16 protein-coding genes are annotated in these 13,875 nt (G+C 49.4%); 11 read left to right on the top strand and 5 right to left on the bottom strand.

What is annotated here, in order from left to right; translation table 11 throughout:
- Nucleotides 1-126 precede the first annotated feature (126 nt).
- Both BM184_RS14685 and BM184_RS14680 read left to right on the top strand, forming a co-directional pair.
- A complete protein-coding gene (locus tag BM184_RS14685; RefSeq protein WP_086942442.1) occupies nt 127-780 on the top strand; it encodes a phosphoribosyltransferase in 654 nt (217 codons plus the stop codon).
- Entirely contained in the window at nt 773-1,417 is a 645-nt protein-coding gene (locus BM184_RS14680; RefSeq protein ID WP_086942443.1) for a dienelactone hydrolase family protein, read from the top strand. Before BM184_RS14685 ends, BM184_RS14680 begins: the two co-directional genes overlap by 8 nt.
- Before the next feature lie 125 nt (nt 1,418-1,542).
- On the opposite strand, the gene BM184_RS14675 is transcribed toward BM184_RS14680, so the two are convergent.
- The 3 genes from BM184_RS14675 to BM184_RS14665 are packed head-to-tail and all read right to left on the bottom strand — an operon-like array spanning nt 1,543 to nt 3,397.
- Nucleotides 1,543-2,328: an SDR family oxidoreductase gene (locus BM184_RS14675; protein WP_086942444.1), complete on the bottom strand. Its 786-nt coding sequence runs from the start codon at nt 2,326-2,328 to the stop codon at nt 1,543-1,545.
- A gap of 44 nt (nt 2,329-2,372) precedes the next feature.
- Nucleotides 2,373-3,134 (bottom strand): exodeoxyribonuclease III, encoded by a 762-nt coding sequence (locus BM184_RS14670; protein WP_086942445.1) that lies wholly within the window; start codon nt 3,132-3,134, stop codon nt 2,373-2,375.
- Nucleotides 3,135-3,148: 14 nt separating this feature from the next.
- Entirely contained in the window at nt 3,149-3,397 is a 249-nt protein-coding gene (locus BM184_RS14665; protein WP_086942446.1) for a hypothetical protein, read from the bottom strand.
- 335 nt (nt 3,398-3,732) lie between these two features.
- Between BM184_RS14665 and murB the strand changes: the two genes are divergently transcribed.
- The 8 genes from murB to BM184_RS14625 all read left to right on the top strand — a co-directional run bounded on the left by murB (nt 3,733) and on the right by BM184_RS14625 (nt 11,653).
- On the top strand, nt 3,733-4,647 hold the full coding sequence (gene murB, locus BM184_RS14660) for a UDP-N-acetylmuramate dehydrogenase (RefSeq protein ID WP_086942447.1): 915 nt from the start codon (nt 3,733-3,735) through the stop codon (nt 4,645-4,647).
- Between the two features lie 88 nt (nt 4,648-4,735).
- Nucleotides 4,736-6,439: an ABC transporter ATP-binding protein gene (locus BM184_RS14655; protein ID WP_086942448.1), complete on the top strand. Its 1,704-nt coding sequence runs from the start codon at nt 4,736-4,738 to the stop codon at nt 6,437-6,439.
- A gap of 194 nt (nt 6,440-6,633) precedes the next feature.
- Nucleotides 6,634-7,722 (top strand): ABC transporter ATP-binding protein, encoded by a 1,089-nt coding sequence (locus BM184_RS14650; RefSeq protein ID WP_086942449.1) that lies wholly within the window; start codon nt 6,634-6,636, stop codon nt 7,720-7,722.
- Nucleotides 7,723-7,733: 11 nt separating this feature from the next.
- On the top strand, nt 7,734-8,549 hold the full coding sequence (locus tag BM184_RS14645) for an ABC transporter permease (RefSeq protein WP_086942450.1): 816 nt from the start codon (nt 7,734-7,736) through the stop codon (nt 8,547-8,549).
- The gene (locus tag BM184_RS14640) at nt 8,546-9,397 is read left to right on the top strand and encodes an ABC transporter permease (protein ID WP_086942451.1); all 852 of its coding nucleotides are present in this window, start codon (nt 8,546-8,548) and stop codon (nt 9,395-9,397) included. The genes BM184_RS14645 and BM184_RS14640 overlap by 4 nt, the downstream gene beginning before the upstream one ends.
- On the top strand, nt 9,394-10,464 hold the full coding sequence (locus BM184_RS14635) for an ABC transporter substrate-binding protein (RefSeq protein ID WP_086942452.1): 1,071 nt from the start codon (nt 9,394-9,396) through the stop codon (nt 10,462-10,464). The genes BM184_RS14640 and BM184_RS14635 overlap by 4 nt, the downstream gene beginning before the upstream one ends.
- A gap of 172 nt (nt 10,465-10,636) precedes the next feature.
- Nucleotides 10,637-11,140 carry a cyclophilin-like fold protein gene (locus BM184_RS14630; RefSeq protein WP_120488150.1) on the top strand — a complete coding sequence of 168 codons (504 nt, stop codon included), beginning with the start codon at nt 10,637-10,639 and terminating at the stop codon, nt 11,138-11,140.
- A 135-nt stretch (nt 11,141-11,275) separates the two neighbouring features.
- Nucleotides 11,276-11,653 (top strand): Rid family detoxifying hydrolase, encoded by a 378-nt coding sequence (locus BM184_RS14625; protein WP_086942453.1) that lies wholly within the window; start codon nt 11,276-11,278, stop codon nt 11,651-11,653.
- A 164-nt stretch (nt 11,654-11,817) separates the two neighbouring features.
- On the opposite strand, the gene sdaAA is transcribed toward BM184_RS14625, so the two are convergent.
- Both sdaAA and BM184_RS14615 read right to left on the bottom strand, forming a co-directional pair.
- The gene (gene sdaAA / locus BM184_RS14620) at nt 11,818-12,756 is read right to left on the bottom strand and encodes an L-serine ammonia-lyase, iron-sulfur-dependent, subunit alpha (RefSeq protein WP_086942454.1); all 939 of its coding nucleotides are present in this window, start codon (nt 12,754-12,756) and stop codon (nt 11,818-11,820) included.
- A gap of 18 nt (nt 12,757-12,774) precedes the next feature.
- On the bottom strand, nt 12,775-13,455 hold the full coding sequence (locus tag BM184_RS14615; RefSeq protein WP_086942455.1) for a serine dehydratase beta chain: 681 nt from the start codon (nt 13,453-13,455) through the stop codon (nt 12,775-12,777).
- Nucleotides 13,456-13,584: 129 nt separating this feature from the next.
- On the opposite strand from BM184_RS14615, the gene BM184_RS15350 reads away from it, so the two are divergent.
- On the top strand, nt 13,585-13,875 hold a 291-nt coding region (locus BM184_RS15350; protein ID WP_177208564.1), incomplete at its 3' end, for a helix-turn-helix domain-containing protein.

Genomic DNA, 13,875 nt, shown 5'->3' with positions numbered 1-13,875 from the left:
ACCAAAAATTGGGGGGTGGCAAGTTGTTTTTGTCGTTAACCCCGTTAAATCAACGAAAAAATACAAAATTGAACGTCTGGCAGAGCTAAACTTTGACAGTACGTTGTCGGACAAGGAGGGGAAGGTATGCTATTTACCGATCGGAAAGAGGCCGGCATCTTGCTGGCAGCAGCGTTGGAGAAGTACCGCGGAGAAGATATCGTCGTATTTGCTTTGCCACGAGGGGGAGTTCCTTTGGGAGTCGAAATCGCCAAAAAATTGGCGGCACCGCTTGATCTGCTCATCACGAAAAAAATCGGACACCCATTCAATCCTGAATATGCCATCGGGGCCATCACAGAGGATGCGGACCCGATCTTCAATCCGGGCGAGCACGGGGTGTTGGACCAAAATTGGTTGGAATGGGAGCTGAAGCGGCTTCGCCAGGAAATCAAACGGCGGCGGGAAACGTATGTCGGAGCAGCGAACATCCAATCCTTGGAAGGGAAAACGGCCATCATCGTGGATGACGGCATCGCGACCGGTTTCACGATGTTCGCCTCGATTGCGGCTCTCAAAAAGCGGAATCCGAAACGCATCATCGTGGCAATCCCGGTCACACCAGAAGATACCGCGAAAAAGATGGACCAAATGGTGGATGCAGTCGTCGCCTTGGAACGGACGGATGACTATCTCGGTGCTGTAGGAGCCTATTATGTCCATTTCGATCAGCTCGACGACGCGGAGGTTGTATCTTTGCTTCGGAGCATGAACGTGAAGGAGGAGAAGGCAGATGAGTGATCCAGAAAAGGCAGTGCAGATAACCGATGTGGGCGTCACATTGAACGGTGATCTGGTACTGCACAGAGACGCGAAAGGGCTCGTCATTTTTGCCCATGGCAGCGGAAGCAGCCGACACAGTGTACGCAACAAATATGTCGCCAGCGTGCTGCGGGCGCATGGATTAGCTACTTTGTTGCTGGATCTTTTGACGGAAGATGAAAGCGAGTGGACCGACAAGCGTTTCGATATCGATTTGTTGGCCCAACGGTTGACGCTTGCGGAAAACTGGGTAAAGCAACAGGAGGAAACGAAACAGTTACCGATTGGGTATTTCGGATCGAGCACTGGAGCTGCTGCCGCTTTGCAATCGGCTGCTGTGTTGGGAGATGGAATCAAAGCCGTCGTATCAAGGGGCGGCCGGCCGGATTTGGCGAAAGCCTATTTGGCTAAGGTCACAGCCCCGACGCTGTTGTTGGTGGGCGGTTATGATGATGGCGTGATCGAACTGAATGAGCAGGCGTACGCGTTGCTGAACTGCGAGAAGGAAATGACCATCATTCCGGGAGCCACTCATCTGTTCGAAGAAGCAGGCACGCTGGAACAGGTTGCCGAGTTGGCTGCGCAATGGTTCGTGAAGCAGTTTCCGGGAAAATAAGACCAGCCAGACTAATTTCAAACCGGATAACAAAAATAAGCAGGATACCTTTCATGTGAAGGTCGTCCTGCTTATTTTTTAGGTGAAACGTCGGGATTGTTGTGCCTTGCTCCCGAAGTTATCGATCACTTGGTTTCGGGATTGTAGGTCCAGCCATGGTCGTTGTGGTAGATCATCAGCTTGGACATCCCGCCATCGACAGTGAAATTTTGTCCGGTGATGAAGCTGGCTGCGTCGCTGCAGAGAAAACGGATCGTCTGTACGATATCATTCGGTACACCGACACGACCGACAGGATGTTGTAGGAGATCAGCGGCTTCATAGTCCGGCTGATAATCTTCCTCTTTATGGAAGGAACCCGTGTCGATCCAACCTGGGCTGATGGAATTGACACGGGCTTTTCCGGCCAGTGAAATGCTGAGGGCGTGCGTCAAGGAAAGGATGCCGCCTTTAGCGGCTGAGTAACTTTCGGTGTCCTTTTGCGACATGAAACCGCGGCTTGATGCGATGTTCACGACCGAAGCTTCAGTTGTGAATACCGGCAAAAACAAACTCGTCAACAGGTATGGCGCCGTGACGCCCAAAGCCAGAACATAATTGAAGTCCTGATAGGAACACTGCGACAGGATTCCTTTTTTGCTGATGCAGGCGTTGTTCACCAGATAATCGACTTTGCCGAAGCGTTGCTTGACGGCTTCCGAAAAAGCATGAAGGGCAGCTTCCTCCGCGATGTCCCCGTGATGAAAATACACGTCATTCGCTTCGAAGCGTGAAACGATTTTGTCCCCTGCTTCCTTATCCGTATCCACGAATGCGACAGCGGCACCCGCGGACAAAAACGATTCCACTGCGGCCCGGCCGATGCCATTCGCTCCGCCGGTAACCACAACCACACGTCCTTGAAAATCCATATTCCATTCCTCCCGACTGATTGCTGCTTCAATTATCCCGCGTTCTACAACGAAAGCTTCAGCGATACCGGGCAATGGTCGCTGCCGAAGATATTTTCATGGATATCCGCATCGACCAAGGCATCCTTCAAAGCTTCCGATACAAGGAAGTAGTCGATCCGCCAGCCTGCATTGTTTTTGCGGGCGTTGAAGCGGTAACTCCACCAGGAATATCTGCCTTCCGCATCCGGATGGAAGTAGCGGAAAGTATCGATGAACCCGTTTGCGACCATTTCGTTGAACTTGGCGCGTTCCTCGTCCGAAAAGCCCGCGTTCTTGCGGTTCGTTTTCCAATTCTTCAGATCAATGTTTTCGTGGGCAACGTTGAGGTCGCCGCAGACAACGACTGGTTTTGTTGATTCCAGACCCTTAAGGTATGCCAGAAAGGCCGTTTCCCAATGCATCCGGTAGTCCAAACGCTTCAGCTGCTCTTGGGAATTGGGCGTATAGACATTGACCAGAAAGAAATCGGCATACTCCAAGGTGATGACGCGCCCTTCCGAATCATGTTCGGCAACGCTGATGCCCAACCGAACCGAAAGCGGGGTGTGTTTCGTGTATATCGCGGTTCCAGAGTAGCCTTTGCGATCGGCATAATTCCAGTAGGATTCATATCCGGGAAACGCAAGCTCGATTTGGCCTTCCTGCAATTTCGTTTCCTGCAGACAGAAGAAATCGGCATCGAAGTCCGCAAAAATATCCGCAAAATTCTTGGTTACGACGGCCCGCAAGCCGTTGACGTTCCATGAGACGAATTTAAGATCCATTTTGCCCACCTGCCTTAACGCAACGCGATCGTATAATAAAGGAACAGGATGAAAATGAACAGATTGAGGGCGGCCAGTGTCCATTTCATTTTCGGTTCCGGGATGTTCAGCGCAAAGATCGCTCCAACGATCGGCAAAAACAGCGCCAATATCAAAGAAGTCGTGGATACGGAACCAGGATCTTTGGTAGTGAAAAGGTAAAGCGGATATAGGATGGATAAGAGTGTGAATGTGATTCCGTTTCTGGTTTGTTTCGGTTGCATAGAGCAGCCTCCTTTTTCTGTTATCTGTAATATTTTACCATACTGGAGCGATCGAATCACAAGGAAGAGGGCCGGAATTCGTGTCCAAAAAATGAAGAAGGTTTCTTTCCGGCAGACGGATATGTAACAAAGCTCTTGCAAATTGATTAAATTGTAAATTTTTTCATAAACTTGTGTTAAAATAGCATGAACAGGTGCGGAATCGCTTTTGATTAACTTTTGATTAATTAATGATTAAAAAAATATAATTAATTGCTGCCGCTTACTAATTTGATACAAATCGGTATCAAGTGATGTTAAAATGGACTACATAATAAAATTAGTGGGTGAAATGCATGTTGGGGACGGAAATAAAACAACAGTTTCCTGAAACGATTGTTAAAGAGAACGAAAACTTATCACATTATACATACACAAAAACAGGTGGCCCAGCCGATGTGCTGGTCTTTCCGAAAACCAAAGATGAAGTTGCGGCAATCGTCGCTTGGGTGAATGAAAAGCAGATACCTTTGACGGTATTGGGCAATTCCAGCAATGTCATCATCAAGGATGGCGGCATCCGCGGCATCGTCATGATCCTGACGGAAATGGACCACATGCAAGTGAAGCGTCATCGTTTGATCGTCCAAAGCGGTGCACGTCTGATCGATGCTTCCCGGATGGCCTTGGCTGAGCGGTTGAGCGGCTTGGAATTCGCATGCGGCATTCCCGGCAGCGTCGGCGGAGCGGTCTACATGAATGCCGGAGCATATGACGGTGAGGTTGAAGAAGTCATCGAATCCGTAGTGGTGATCACCCGCGATGGCAAAATCAAAACGTACGCGAAGGATGAACTTGAGTTTTCCTATCGTCACAGCAAGCTGCAGGAAACGAACGAAATCGTTCTGGAAGTCGTCTTCCATCTGGAAAAAGGCGATCACGAAGCGATCAAAGCCCGAATGGATGAATTGACGGCTTTGCGCGAATCGAAGCAACCGTTGGAATACCCTTCGTGCGGCAGCGTCTTCAAACGGCCGACAGGGTATTTCACAGGCAAATTGATCCAGGAAGCGGGTCTGCAAGGCTTGGTTTGGGGCGGGGCACAGGTGTCGATGAAGCATGCGGGTTTCATCGTGAACATCAACCAAGCTACAGCGACCGACTACATTGAACTGATTGCACATATCAAAAAAGTCATAATGGAACATTATGGCGTGCCATTGGAAACGGAAGTCCGGATCATCGGAGAAGATACAGTGGGAAGCGTATAGGTGAAAAGAAGGCTGGGTGTGAACATTCAGCTCTTTTTTGAATAGCACTTAATTATTTTTTTTGAATATATAATGAAGGAGGATAGCCATGCGAAGACCACTGATATCTTTTCAGAACTTTAGTTTCACCTATTCAGATCAAAAGGAACCGACGTTGGAAGAACTGAATGTCACCATCTACGAAGGAGAAAAAATACTTGTGCTCGGCCCTAGCGGCTCCGGGAAAACGACCTTTGCCCGCTGCCTCACAGGCGTATTGCCGAGCGAAGAGAACGGCGATGCGAGCGGAAACATCCTCTTTCACCATCAGGTCGATCAAACAGTAGCCCCCTTTGAAGATTTTCTTCCGAACGAAATGAAACTGGTCAAGAATAGTCTGATTCCCCACGCAGATCAAATGGGGAAATTTGGATTGAAGCAACAAGTCCCGTTCCGTACAGCGGAAGATTTGAAAAAAATGGACAACTGGCATGACTTTTTGAAGAAACGCCCTTATCTGAAACGCAGTTTCATGAAATTATCGGAACAGCAGTTGGGTGATATCACGATGGCCGGCATTTCATTGGATGGCAAACCATTGATTTTATTCGATGAGCCATTAGCGAATCTGGACCCGAGCTCCGGGGATTTGGCAATGAAATTCATTGAAGATCTTCATCGCGTCAGCGACACGACTGTCATCATCATTGAACATAGATTGGAAGATGTCTTGGCACAACCGATCGATCGTATCCTGCTTTTTTCCGGCGGGCGGATCATCGCTGATGCGACACCGGAGGAGATACTCCGCACCGAAATCTTGAGTGATATCGGTATCCGGGAACCGCTGTACATCACGGCCATGCGCTATGCAGGAGTCGATCTGGACAATGTCCGGGAGCTGGCGAACGTAAAGAAGGTAAATGGGCCGCAATTAAAGGAGCAAATGGAGAGCTGGCTGAATTATCTGCCGCAATTCAGATACCCCGATTATGATGAAGTGCTTCTGGAACTGGATGGCTTATCGTTCAAGTATCCTTGGAACGATGAGGATATCGTCGACGGGGCTTTTCTCCGCATCTATAAAGGGGAAATGATCAGCCTTGTCGGTGCGAATGGCGCCGGCAAATCGACCCTTTCCCGTTTGATGACCGGAGAGGAAAAACCGCAGAGTGGCCGTATCTACTGGAAAGGCCATGAAGTCAGCGACATCGATGCGGATGAAGCGGAAAACTATGTCGGTTACGTCCCGCAGAACCCGAAAGACAGCTTGTCACAGGAAACCGTGTATGCAGAAATCGCCTTAAAACTGAGACAGCGCAACATGGGCGAGGAAGAAATCGAAAAGAAAGTCGATGAAGTTGCGAAAGTCTGCGGACTGCAATACATCAAAGACTTGCCGTTATCCATGCTGAGTTTCGGTCAACTGAAACGGGTGTCGATTGCAGCCGTCCTGGCACTGGATCCCGAGCTGATCATCTTGGATGAGCCGGCTGCCGGACAGGATTTCAGTCACTACAAAGACATCATGCATTTTCTCCAACAGATCCACCAGAACGGCGTGACCGTCGTGATCGTAACGCATGATATGCACCTGATGCTTGAATACACCCGCAGAGCGGTCGTCATGGCCAAAGGTAAAATCGTGGCCGATACGAGCTCGGCTTTTGTCCTTATCAATCCGAGGCTGATCCAGATCGCCTCATTGAAAGAGACCACCTTGTTTACCTTCGCCAATCAAATCGGAATGACGGATCCATATTCCTTCACGGAAAAATTCGTCTACTACGATCGGGCCGCGCGTCTTTTCTGATAAAATCCATATAAGTTCCAAACGCCGGAATGATCATTTCTGGCGTTTTTTTTCGTGTTTTTGTTGTAAAGGATGCGCCTTCTTATATAATAATAGTGTTTTGTGCTAACATGGTAGTAATGAGTGAATGTCCGATAGCATCCGATTGGAGAGAACGTTCAGCGCCCATAATTAAACGACGGAGGCGGGAAAAAATGACTGACAAACCGATCATTACTTTGGAGAACGTAAAAAAAGTATACGACGATGAAACTGTGTTGCACGATATTAACTTTGAACTTGAAAAAGGCAAATTCTATACCCTGTTGGGACCATCCGGTTGCGGCAAAACGACGATTCTGCGTTTGATCGCGGGATTCGCGGACGCTACGGAAGGCATCATCAAAATTAACGGCGAAAAAGTGAATGATGTACCGGCGAACCGACGCAAAGTCAATACCGTTTTCCAGGACTACGCGTTGTTCCCCCATATGAATGTTTTCGATAATATCGCATTCGGGCTGACGATCAAAAAAATGCCCAAGGACCAGGTCAAGCTGAAAGTGGAGGAAGCACTGAAAATGGTTCAACTTGAGGGCTACGAAAACCGTGAAATCAGTGAAATGTCGGGCGGCCAGCAACAGCGGGTCGCAATCGCCCGGGCCATCGTCAACGAACCGGATGTGCTGCTTTTGGACGAACCGCTGTCGGCTTTGGACTTGAAACTGCGCACGGATATGCAGTACGAACTGCGGGAACTGCAGCAGCGTCTCGGAATCACCTTCGTTTTTGTCACACACGATCAGGAAGAGGCGTTGGCGATGAGTGATTGGATCTTTGTCATGAACAAAGGTGCGATTGTCCAAAGCGGCACGCCTGTGGATATCTATGATGAGCCGATCAACCGTTTCGTCGCGGATTTCATCGGCGAAAGCAATATCGTTCCGGGGACGATGGTGGGTGACTACAAAGTCAGCTTCGTCGGCAAAGAGTTCGAATGTTCCGATGCGGGGATCACGCCGGGTGAAAAGGTCGAAATCGTCATCCGTCCGGAAGATCTGGAGCTGACGACTGTCGAAAACGGCAAGTTGGTTGTGAATATCGATACGCAGCTTTTCCGCGGCGTCCACTATGAGATCATCGGCTACGACAAGGATGGAAACGAGTGGATGATCCATTCCACCAAGCGCGCGGAAATCGGCAGGGATGTCGGGCTTCATTTCGGGCCGCAGGATATCCATGTCATGCGACTGGGCGAATCCGAAGAAGAATTCGATGCCCGTCTCGAAAGCTATGAAGAATAGGGGGAAGAGACATGACGAAAAATTCAAGAGCGTTCTATTCTGTTCCTTATGTGCTGTGGTTGGGGCTGTTTGTCCTCTCACCGATGCTGCTGATCCTGTACCAGTCATTTTTTGACATCACCGGGGCCTTCACGTTTGCCAACTACGCGACTTATTTCAGCTCGGGAAATTATTTGCGGATGACGTTGAATTCGTTTCTGTATGCGTTCACCATCACCCTCGCGACGTTCCTGATCAGTTACCCGACGGCGCTGTTCCTGAGCCGGACGAAGCACAAGCAGCTCTGGCTTTCCTTGATCATTCTGCCGACGTGGATCAATCTCTTGCTGAAGGCCTATGCCTTCATCGGTTTGTTCAGCCAGAGCGGAACGGTCAACCAGTTCCTGAGCTTCATGGGCATCGGTCCCCAACAGATCCTGTTCACGGACTTCAGTTTCATTTTCGTGGCGGCTTACATCGAGCTGCCGTTCATGATCCTGCCGATCTTCAATTCGATCGAAGAGCTGAACCCGTCCCTGATCGTCGCAAGTGAGGACCTGGGTGCAACAAGGATGCAGACTTTGACGAGGGTCATCTTTCCCTTGACGCTGAGCGGTGTTCGCAGCGGTTTTCAGGCCGTTTTCATCCCGTCACTGTCGCTGTTCATGCTGACGCGACTGATCGGCGGAAACCGGGTAATCACGCTGGGAACCGCCGTGGAGCAGCATTTTCTCGTCACCCAGAACTGGGGGATGGGTTCCACGATCGGCGTCATCCTGATCATCAGCATGATCGCCATCATGGCCTTGACGAGTGACAAAAAGAGGAAAGGCAGGGGAGCCAAATGAAGGAAACAACCAACACGAAGTGGAACAATGCGTTCCTGGTGCTCGTTTTCGCCATCCTGTACCTGCCGATCTTTTATCTGATTTTTTATTCGTTCAATGCCGGCGGGACCATGAACGCCTTCACTGGCTTCACCTGGGAGCATTACCAGGCCGTGTTTGAGGATACGCGCTTGATCGGCATCGTTCTGAACACATTTTTGGTGGCTTTGCTGTCGGCCCTCATCGCGACTGCGATCGGCACGATGGGCGCGATTTTCATCTATTACACGAAAAAACGCAGCATCAGGAATACGCTCTTAAGTCTGAACAATGTGCTGATGGTTTCTCCGGACGTCATCATCGGAGCAAGCCTGTTGATCCTTTTCACGATGCTGGGCTTTTCGCTGGGCTTCTCATCCGTGCTGCTGTCGCACATCGCTTTTTCGATCCCGATCGTCGTGCTGATGGTGTTGCCGAAGCTTTATGAGATGAACGATTCGATGATCAGTGCGGCCCAGGATCTGGGCGCCAGCTCCGGCCAAGTATTCAGCAGAATCCTGATCCCGAGCATCACTCCAGGGATCCTGAGCGGTTTTTTCATGGCCTTCACCTATTCCTTGGATGATTTTGCGGTGACCTTTTTCGTGACGGGGAACGGCTTCACTACTTTGGCGGTGGAAATCTATTCACGAGCCCGCCGTGGTGTCAGCTTGGAAATCAATGCGCTCAGTGCGCTGATGTTCCTGTTCACGCTGCTGTTGGTCTTGGGCTACTATTTCATTCAACAGTACGAGCACAATAAGCACGCGCAGCAAATGAAGGCGATCGGGAAACGCGCCGGCTCGGGACGGATGGTGAAAAAAGGATGAAAAAATTAATGGGAATGGCGGCCGTTGTCCTGCTTGCTTGTGCAGCGATCGCTTTCGGAATAAACGCTTTGAACAGAGCGCAAGGTTTTTCGGACGGGAATACGCTGACGATCTACAACTGGGGCGACTATATCGAACCGGAACTGATCACGAAATTCGAAGAGGAGACTGGCTATAAAGTTTCCTATGAGACGTTTGATTCGAACGAGGCGATGTACACCAAAGTCAAACAGGGGGGAACGGCTTACGATCTGAGCATCCCTTCGGAGTACATGATCAATAAGATGGCTGAAGAAGGCTTGCTGATCGAACTGGACCACTCGAAGATCGAAGGCCTGGACAACATCGATCCGCGCTTCCTGGATTTGCCGTTCGACGAAGGCAACAAATATTCCATCCCTTATTTCTGGGGAACCTTGGGCATCATCTACAACGACAAAATGGTGACGCAGGAGATCACTTCCTGGTCCGATCTCTGGGATCCGGGCTACGCGAACAGTCTGCTTTTGATTGATGGTGCGCGCGAAGTGATGGGTCTGGGACTCCAAAGTGAAGGCTACTCGCTGAACGAAACGGATCCGATGATTTTGAATGAGATTACGGAGAAACTGAAGGACATCACGCCGAACATCAAAGCCATCGTTGCCGATGAAATCAAGATGTACATGATCCAGGAAGAGGCGGCCATCGCCGTGACTTTCTCCGGTGAAGCCAGCGAGATGCTGTGGGAAAACGAAAATCTTCATTATGTGATCCCGGAAGAGGGCTCCAATCTGTGGTTCGACAACATCGTCATACCGAAGACAGCAAAAAATATCGAAGGCGCCTATGCTTTCATCAATTTCATGCTGGAACCTGAGAATGCGGCCGTCAACGCGGAATACGTCGGCTACGCCACACCGAACCGAACCGCCATCAAGCTGATGGATCCTGAAATCACCAGCGACGAACAATTCTATCCTTCCGATGAAATCATGGACAAACTCGAAGTCTACGAAAACCTGGGGGCCAAAACCCTTGGAACGTATAATGACCTCTTTCTGGAAATAAAAATGTATCGGAAATAAAGGATACGATGAATTGCGGGTAGGGGATAAGCTAACATTTTTACTGCCAGTTTTCTGATTTCCTACAAAAAGCGGCTGAGAAGTCGCTTTTTGTTTGGAGAAAAATATTGACTTAATCTCAAGGTTAAGAGGTAAGATTGTACAGTAACAGAGTTATAAGCGAGGTGGCAAAATGGGTAAGAGAATCTTCCTCACTTTCATGCTCTTTGCTGTTTGTCTATTAGCCGCTTGCTTTAGACAAACGTCTGAAAGAGGTGAAACAGATTTGAATTCAGGATTACAAGATAGTCAATCACTAGAAAATAGTATTGAGAGAGGAGAAGACAAAATGGAGATACAAGTTCAAGATAACACTCATACTGTTGTATTTATGCTGAATAATAGTGTTGCTGCAGAATCACTCTATACTCAGCTTCCCTTGAAAATAATGGTGGAGAATTATGGGAGCAATGAAAAGATATTTTACCCGCCAACAAAACTGAATATCAGTAACACTCCAAGTGCAGAAGGCCCTGCTGGCACACTTGCCTATTTCGAACCATGGGGGAATGTCGTCATGTATTATGGCAGCTTTGGGCGTTACAGCGGATTGTATGATTTGGGCATAGCTGTTTCAGGGGGAGAACATATCAAAGAATTGACAGGGGAAATATCTGTTACTAGGGTTTCTGATTGAAATTAGTTGGCTTGCATTCGTTTGGCAGCCGCACTCCCAATATACTCAAAAAGTCTGCCGAAGAAATTCCGCTTCACAATCCCCGCAAGGTTGTGCTACTATTAAAATAAGATTAAAAAGAAAGAAGGGGATCTCTTGACTAAATTCATCAGTACTGACAAAGCGCCCGCAGCGATTGGGCCTTATTCTCAAGGAACAAGAAAGAACGGTTTCATCTTTTCATCCGGACAATTACCGATCGATATGGAAACGAAGGAGCTTGTAACTGACCCTGCAGCAGCGACAACAGCCAGCCTGAACAATGTGTTGACGATCGTCAAAGCGGGCGGCGGCTCGTTGGAATCAATCGTGAAGGTCAACGTGTTCGTGAAGGACATCAATGACTTTGACGCCATCAACGGCGCGTACACTGCATTCTTCGGCGAACATAAACCGGCCCGCTCCTTGGTGCAAGTAGCCGCGTTACCGAAAGATGCCGTCATCGAAATCGAAGCAATCGCGGTGAAAGACTGATACTAATAAAGAAGAACGGCTGTCTCGCTAGGAGACAGCCGTTCTTCTTTTAGATAGGATTTTGTTCAGGATGGCCGATTCTTACGGGTTATTAGACATTCTTAGCATGGCCATAGTTGCCGCACGATGCATCTCAGGTCAAACAATTAGGAGAGAGACGTCTGTTATTCGAATAGATTGGTTTTGATCGGTGGTTGGTCATCCACCCATTCCGGCTTGACTTCCAGCTGCTGACCGAAAATCATCATTTTCAGGCGGACGCCTTCGCGGGTGGCTGCGAGACCGCCCAGGCCGGTTTCGCGCAAGGAGGCGGGAAGGTTTTTCCCGACTTTGCGCATCGCTTCGATCACATCGTCAGCCGGGATTTTGTTCGTCAGTCCAGCTAAAGCCATGTCGGCGCTGATCAGGGCATTGACCGCACCGATCGCATTGCGCTTAACACAGGGAATCTCTACAAGCCCGGCCACCGGATCGCAGACGAGGCCGAGCAGATTGCTGATGGCCATCGCCATCGCTTCCGATGCTTGCTCAGGCGTGCCACCCGCGATTTCGACAGCAGCAGCAGCTGCCATCCCGGATGCACTCCCGACTTCGGCCTGGCACCCTCCGGCGGCACCGGCGATCATGGCGTTGTTTGCGATCACCATGCCGAACCCGCTGGCGCAGAACAGCATTTGGACCATCTGTTCCTCCGTGAGATCCAATTTGTCCTTGATCGCGAACATAACACCCGGCAAAGTTCCTGAGGAGCCTGCAGTCGGTGTGGCGCAGATAATGCCCAACGAAGCATTGACTTCGTTCGTGGCGATGGCGCTCTCCACTGCAATCAGCAGGTCGTCTCCGGAAAGTGTTTTGCCGCGTTGACGGTAGTTCCGCAGTTTCACGGCTTCGCCGCCGGTCAATCCAGTGGGGGAAGACACGCCATCGCCAGCCAAGCCTTTTTCGACTGCGGCCTTCATGACGTGGTAATTATTGCGCATCTGTTCCCAAATCTCATCGCGCGTCCGGTGGCTCTTGGCCATTTCCTGCAGCAGCATCAATTCGGAAATCGGTTTGCCGCTTTCCTCCGCGGCTGTCACCAATTCTGCAATCTTATTGTACAAAGCGGTATTCCTTCTTTCCTAACTGATCAAAATCGCCTTTTCGATGAAAGGCAACTCGTTGATTTCGTAGATCATTTCTTTGGTGGGGACCGTATCCAGATAGAGGATGACCCATTCGGTATCACTTTCCCTGAAAATGCGGATATCATTCAGGGGATAGCCTTTGAATGCGAAATAATTCTGCCATTCCGTTTCACTGTAAAGGTGGTATTGGAGCGTATTCTGATGGATGAAATAGATAGGCAGATGCGCATCCAAACGCATCGAAAAGTTGTCGATGGCGACATGGTTCAGAACGATCGAGCCGCCCCCGATGGAACTGCCTGTGACGGATATTTTTTTCTTGTCCCGCTCCAACACCATCGTGGCTGTGTTCGGGTGGCCGACGGGAGAGTCGCCGATTTCTTCGATGAATGTCACGGCTATCTTTTGGGATTCGGCCATCTTCAGGGACTGCGGAATCATCGGATCATCCGCCGCAAAACCGAGTATTCCGCCAAGGATCGCAAAATCGGTGCCGTGGCCGAGATGCGTATCTGCAAATGACTCGTAGTAATGGATCGTGACCTTTTTCGGTTTGACCTCGAACAGCTGCGCCGCCGCTCTACCCAATGCCAGAGCGCCTGCAGTATGCGAACTGGAAGGGCCGACCATCACCGGCCCGATGATATCGAAAATGCTTCTGAATGTATGGCTCATGACGATCCCCTTTCCTTATTGGTTGATAAAAGCTTGCCTCTCATTATAGCGAAAAGGCTGTCGGAATATGATATGCTACCTCTATATAGGACATTGAATTATTTCAAGTCTTATATGGGGGTTTTTTCTATGTCTAAAAGAGTTATGAAATTATCTGTCGAAAACAGAGTCAACATTGTCGAGCAATATGTGAGAAATGAAATTGGCATATCAAGAGCAGCACAAAATGCAGGAGTATCTCAAGAGACCATTCGCAGTTGGATTAGACTTTATGAGAACGGCGGTCCATCGGCCCTTTTACCGGTAAAGAAGAACAGTCATTACTCCAAGGAGTTAAAGTTGGCAGCCGTCACGGACTATCTGAACGGCCTGGGCAGCATGATTGAAATTGGAAAAAAATATGGTTTGCGGAGTAAGACG

Origin of the sequence: Trichococcus pasteurii (assembly GCF_900112935.1) — a bacterium.
In the GTDB taxonomy this organism is placed as follows: Bacteria; Bacillota; Bacilli; order Lactobacillales; family Aerococcaceae; genus Trichococcus; species Trichococcus pasteurii.
The sequence above is the reverse complement of the archived record's forward strand: the minus strand, read 5'-3'. Positions and strand labels throughout refer to the sequence as shown.

What these genes read in the sequence shown, in the direction of transcription:
- BM184_RS14685 (WP_086942442.1), top strand. Translation starts at nt 127, where the DNA reads ATGCTATTTACCGATCGGAAAGAGGCCGGCATCTTGCTGGCAGCAGCG.
- BM184_RS14680 (WP_086942443.1), top strand. Translation starts at nt 773, where the DNA reads ATGAGTGATCCAGAAAAGGCAGTGCAGATAACCGATGTGGGCGTCACA.
- BM184_RS14675 (WP_086942444.1), bottom strand. Translation starts at nt 2,328, where the DNA reads ATGGATTTTCAAGGACGTGTGGTTGTGGTTACCGGCGGAGCGAATGGC.
- BM184_RS14670 (WP_086942445.1), bottom strand. Translation starts at nt 3,134, where the DNA reads ATGGATCTTAAATTCGTCTCATGGAACGTCAACGGCTTGCGGGCCGTC.
- BM184_RS14665 (WP_086942446.1), bottom strand. Translation starts at nt 3,397, where the DNA reads ATGCAACCGAAACAAACCAGAAACGGAATCACATTCACACTCTTATCC.
- murB (WP_086942447.1), top strand. Translation starts at nt 3,733, where the DNA reads ATGTTGGGGACGGAAATAAAACAACAGTTTCCTGAAACGATTGTTAAA.
- BM184_RS14655 (WP_086942448.1), top strand. Translation starts at nt 4,736, where the DNA reads ATGCGAAGACCACTGATATCTTTTCAGAACTTTAGTTTCACCTATTCA.
- BM184_RS14650 (WP_086942449.1), top strand. Translation starts at nt 6,634, where the DNA reads ATGACTGACAAACCGATCATTACTTTGGAGAACGTAAAAAAAGTATAC.
- BM184_RS14645 (WP_086942450.1), top strand. Translation starts at nt 7,734, where the DNA reads ATGACGAAAAATTCAAGAGCGTTCTATTCTGTTCCTTATGTGCTGTGG.
- BM184_RS14640 (WP_086942451.1), top strand. Translation starts at nt 8,546, where the DNA reads ATGAAGGAAACAACCAACACGAAGTGGAACAATGCGTTCCTGGTGCTC.
- BM184_RS14635 (WP_086942452.1), top strand. Translation starts at nt 9,394, where the DNA reads ATGAAAAAATTAATGGGAATGGCGGCCGTTGTCCTGCTTGCTTGTGCA.
- BM184_RS14630 (WP_120488150.1), top strand. Translation starts at nt 10,637, where the DNA reads ATGGGTAAGAGAATCTTCCTCACTTTCATGCTCTTTGCTGTTTGTCTA.
- BM184_RS14615 (WP_086942455.1), bottom strand. Translation starts at nt 13,455, where the DNA reads ATGAGCCATACATTCAGAAGCATTTTCGATATCATCGGGCCGGTGATG.